This window comes from Streptomyces katrae (genome assembly GCF_000966975.1).
GTDB classification, from domain to species: Bacteria; Actinomycetota; Actinomycetes; order Streptomycetales; family Streptomycetaceae; genus Streptomyces; species Streptomyces katrae.
The window spans coordinates 1-3797 of sequence record NZ_JZWV01001363.1 but is presented as its reverse complement, the minus strand read 5'-3'; the positions used below and the strand labels follow the sequence as shown (position 1 = coordinate 3797).

The 3797-nt window shown below is 69.8% G+C and carries 4 protein-coding genes; 3 read left to right on the top strand and 1 reads right to left on the bottom strand.

Going from position 1 to position 3797, the window contains the following annotated elements; genetic code table 11:
• Positions 1-326: 326 nt before the first annotated feature.
• Positions 327-1328, top strand: coding sequence for a ScbA/BarX family gamma-butyrolactone biosynthesis protein (locus VR44_RS37280; RefSeq protein ID WP_052714006.1), 1002 nt, complete (start codon positions 327-329; stop codon positions 1326-1328).
• Here the strand turns inward: VR44_RS37280 and VR44_RS37275 are convergent.
• Positions 1316-2188, bottom strand: a complete 873-nt coding sequence (locus VR44_RS37275) for an SDR family oxidoreductase (protein WP_045952105.1) — start codon at positions 2186-2188, stop codon at positions 1316-1318. The two genes, VR44_RS37280 and VR44_RS37275, sit on opposite strands and share 13 nt — an antisense overlap.
• Before the next feature lie 138 nt (positions 2189-2326).
• Between VR44_RS37275 and VR44_RS37270 the strand changes: the two genes are divergently transcribed.
• Complete coding sequence (locus VR44_RS37270) at positions 2327-2986, top strand: ScbR family autoregulator-binding transcription factor (protein ID WP_045952104.1); 660 nt, start codon at positions 2327-2329, stop codon at positions 2984-2986.
• Between the two features lie 234 nt (positions 2987-3220).
• Entirely contained in the window at positions 3221-3718 is a 498-nt protein-coding gene (locus VR44_RS37265) for a GNAT family N-acetyltransferase (protein WP_211275212.1), read from the top strand.
• The last annotated feature ends 79 nt before the right edge of the window (positions 3719-3797 follow it).

Here is a 3797-nt window from a genome sequence, read left to right as displayed (position 1 = left end):
GCCCGGGACCGCTCGTCTCGCGATCCGCAAACGGAGGGGCCCCGCGCGCCCGGCGTCCGCGTCCCGCCCATCCCCCGGGCCGCCCCCCGCCACCTGCTAAAGAACCGCTCTTGACGCGCTTGAGATGCTTCTTGGCGTGTGGCGGAGATTGACCTCCGCTCAACTGGCGGAGACCTGGGGAAACATGCGGGGGAAGGTTGGCCGGAATCGAACCCTCCGGATATTTCGCGGACTGGGTTCCGACTACCCCTGGAGAAAAAACCGGTTGGTATATATTTTTCTGACCAGTCACACCCGTTACTGGTCAGCGCTGTCTAGGGGGAACAATGAGCGCGAGCACGTTTCATGCCGAGCGCACTGCGGTCTACGACCCGGCATGGCGGGCTATACCTTCACCAGCGGAGCAGCACGGTTTCCGCTTCCCGTCACTCACAGCCACCGTTCCGAAGGAACTGGTGCATCGCGCGTCCGTGGCCGAAGTCCTGCTCACCGACTGGCAGCGCGTTGACGAGGCCCGCTTCTCCGTAACGGCCCAATGGCCCCGCAGCCACAGTTTCTTCACCCCGGTCGCGGGCGGTCACTACGATCCGCTCATCTGCACCGAAACGATTCGCCAAATCGGCAGCCTGCTGGGACACGCCGAGTTCGCCGTCCCGTTCGGCCATCACTTCCTGCTGTGGGAGCTCAGCCTCACCGTTCACCCCGAGCACCTGCTGGTCCGCCAGACACCGGCCTCCCTCGACATCGACGTCACGTGCACGGAGATCAAGCGGCGGGGAGGCAGCCTCACCGGGCTCACCTACGAGTCGGTCGTCCGCCGCGACGGCCACGTCGTCGCCACGGGGCGGGTCTCCTACACCTGCACCAGCCCGGCCGTCTACAAGCGGGTCCGGCCCCCGCACACCCTGCGGCCCGACCACCGTCCCCTCCCGCTGACGGCACCCACGGCCCCCCAGAGCGTGGGCCGGCTGTCACCGACGGACGTTGTCCTCTCCCCCATCGGTGAAGCGAACCGCTGGCAGCTGCGGGTGGACACCCTCCACCCCGTCCTCTTCGACCACCCGGTCGACCACGTACCGGGCATGGTGCTCCTGGAGGCCGCCAGACAGGCCTCTGCGGCCGCGCTGGGGCGCTCCTCCTTCCTGCCGCTCGGCATCGACAGCGAGTTCAAGCGGTACGTCGAGCTCGACGCGCCCTGCATGATCGACGCCCAGCGGCTGTACCAGGACGAGATGCCCGGAGCGGAGGAAGCCGTCCGCGTGACCGGCTACCAGAACGGGGCGTTCGTCTTCGGTGCCACCGTGACGGCCGCCTCCTACTCGGGCTGACCCACCGCGGACCGGTGCGGCATGAAAGCGGTGAGATGACCGGCCGCCCATGCCCGGAACGTCCCCGCCGGCCTCCCGGTCACCTCCTCCACCGTGTCCCGCACTCCGGCCTTGGCCCCGTCGCGCTGCCGCTCGGCACTCCGCAGCAGCGCTTCGGCCACGGCCTCCGGATACCGGGTGCCCCACAGGGAGCGGGCCTCCGCCGGGTCCAGCTCTTCACAGCGCAGTGACCGGCCCAGCAGTTCGGAGAGCTGGGCGGTCTGTTCGGTTGCCGTGAGCGCCGCCGGCCCGGTCAGTACGTAGGCCCGGCCGGCGTGCCCCGGCTCGGTGAGCGCACGCACCGCCACCTCCGCGATGTCCCGCGGGTCGACGCAGGCGTTCGCCGACTTCCCGTAGAGCGCGCGCACCACCCCGTCCGAGCGGATCGAGGACGCCCAGGACAAGGTGTTGGACATGAAGGAGCGCGGGCGCAGCAGCGTCCACTCCATCCCGGAACCCCGCAGCAGGTCCTCGTTGTCCCGCTGCCAGCGGGTGATCAGGTCGTCGGCCCGGCCGTCCTCGACGGCCGCGGCCGAGAGTTTCACCACATGCCGGACGCCGGCCGCCCGGGCCGCGCGGAGGAACCGCGCGTCGTCGTCGCGGCCGATCCGGCTGGTCACGAGGAACACGCTGTCGACGCCCCGCAGGGCCCGGTCCAGCGATTCCGGTTCGTCGTAGTCCCCCCGCACTGTTTCGGCCTTTCCGGGGGCCCCCGTCACGCGTGCGGGCTGCCTGGCCATGACCCGGACCGGCACGTCGGGAGCGAGGCGCCGCAGCACCTCACGGCCGATCGTGCCGGTGGCACCCGTCACGAGCATCATGTCTGTTTCTCCTCAAATCGGGTGCCCCGGTGTGGCGGCGGGGTTGGCGTCGGCATTACCCGCTGTAAGATACGTACGGGACGGACGGTTTGCAGCAAGGGCTTCCGACGCTCCGAGATTCTGTGGAGAGGAGCCATCGTGGCTGAGCAGGTCCGCGCCATCCGCACGCGCCAGGCGATCCTGAGCGCGGCGGCCAAGATCTTCGAAGAACGGGGTTACCAGGCCTCCACCATCTCCGAGATCCTCACGGTCGCGGGGGTGACCAAGGGAGCCCTGTACTTCCACTTCCAGTCGAAGGACGACCTGGCGCAAGGGGTCCTCAACGCGCAGAACCAGAATCTCGTGCTGCCGGAGCGCGCCGCCAAGCTCCAGGAGATCGTGGACATCGTCATGCTCCACACCTACCGCCTGCAGACCGACCCCATGGTCCGGGCGGGCGTGCGCCTGACCATGGACCAGATGGCCGGCGACCTCGACCGCAGCGGACCGTTCCGCAACTGGGCCGTTCCCGTCCGGGAGCGGCTGGAGAAGGCGCAGGCACAGGGCGAGCTGCTCCCCCACGTCATCCCGGCCGAAACCGCCGACGTCATCGTGGGTTCGTACGCCGGCATCCAGTCCATGTCCCAGGCGCTCACCGACTACGAGGACCTGACCACCCGGGCCAGCGCCCTGCTGCGCCATCTGATGCCCAGCATCGCGCAGCCCTCGGTCCTGGCCTCCCTGCACATGGGTGAGGACCGGGCGGCCGAGGTCTTCCACGAGGCTTCCGCCGCGCTCGTGACGGATGAGCCGGAGTAGCCGCCGGCCGGCCCGGGGCGCCGCGTAGGCTCCGACGGTCCGCACCCCCGGGGGGCACCGCTCCCCGGGCAGCGGTCACAGCGCCGGGCTGCCCGGTATCCCGGTCTGCCGTCTGCGGTCCCGAGACGACCGCCACTCCTGCCCCTCAAAATGGTCCCCTCCCCCTGGTCACGGCAATAAAGATACCGCACGTCCCGTTCTTTTCAAGCGCTTCGCTCGCACTAGGCTGCGCGCATGATCAGTTCTTCACTGCGCCTGGTGCCGGTGACCCCGGCCAACTTCGACGCGGTGTGCGCCGTACGGGTCCACCCCGACCAGGAACACCTCGTCTCCCCCGTCATGAAGTCCCTGGCCGAGGCCTACGTCCACGGCGACACCGCCTGGCCGCGCGCCATCGTCGACGGGGACGAGGTGGTCGGTTTCGTCATGGCCTTCATGGACTACCCGTGGGCGAAGGACCCGCAGGACATCCGCTCCGGCCTCTGGCGCCTGAACATCGCGGCCGACCGGCAGGGCAGGGGCTACGGCCGCTTCGCCGTCGAGGCGGTCACGGAGGAGATACGCCGCCGCGGCGGCAGGCGGGTGTACGTCACCTGGAAGCCGGCCGAGAACAGCCCGGAGCCCTTCTACCTGGGCCTCGGCTTCCACCGCACCGGCGAGTTCAGCGACGACGAACCGGTCGGCGTCCTCCACCTCGACCCCACGCCGAACCTTTCCCCCGACACCCCCTAGCCGAGCACCACCGTCCCCGGCACCCCGGGCACCCCCGCCCCCGCCCCGGCCCCCGCCCGGTACTGCTGCGGGCTCACCT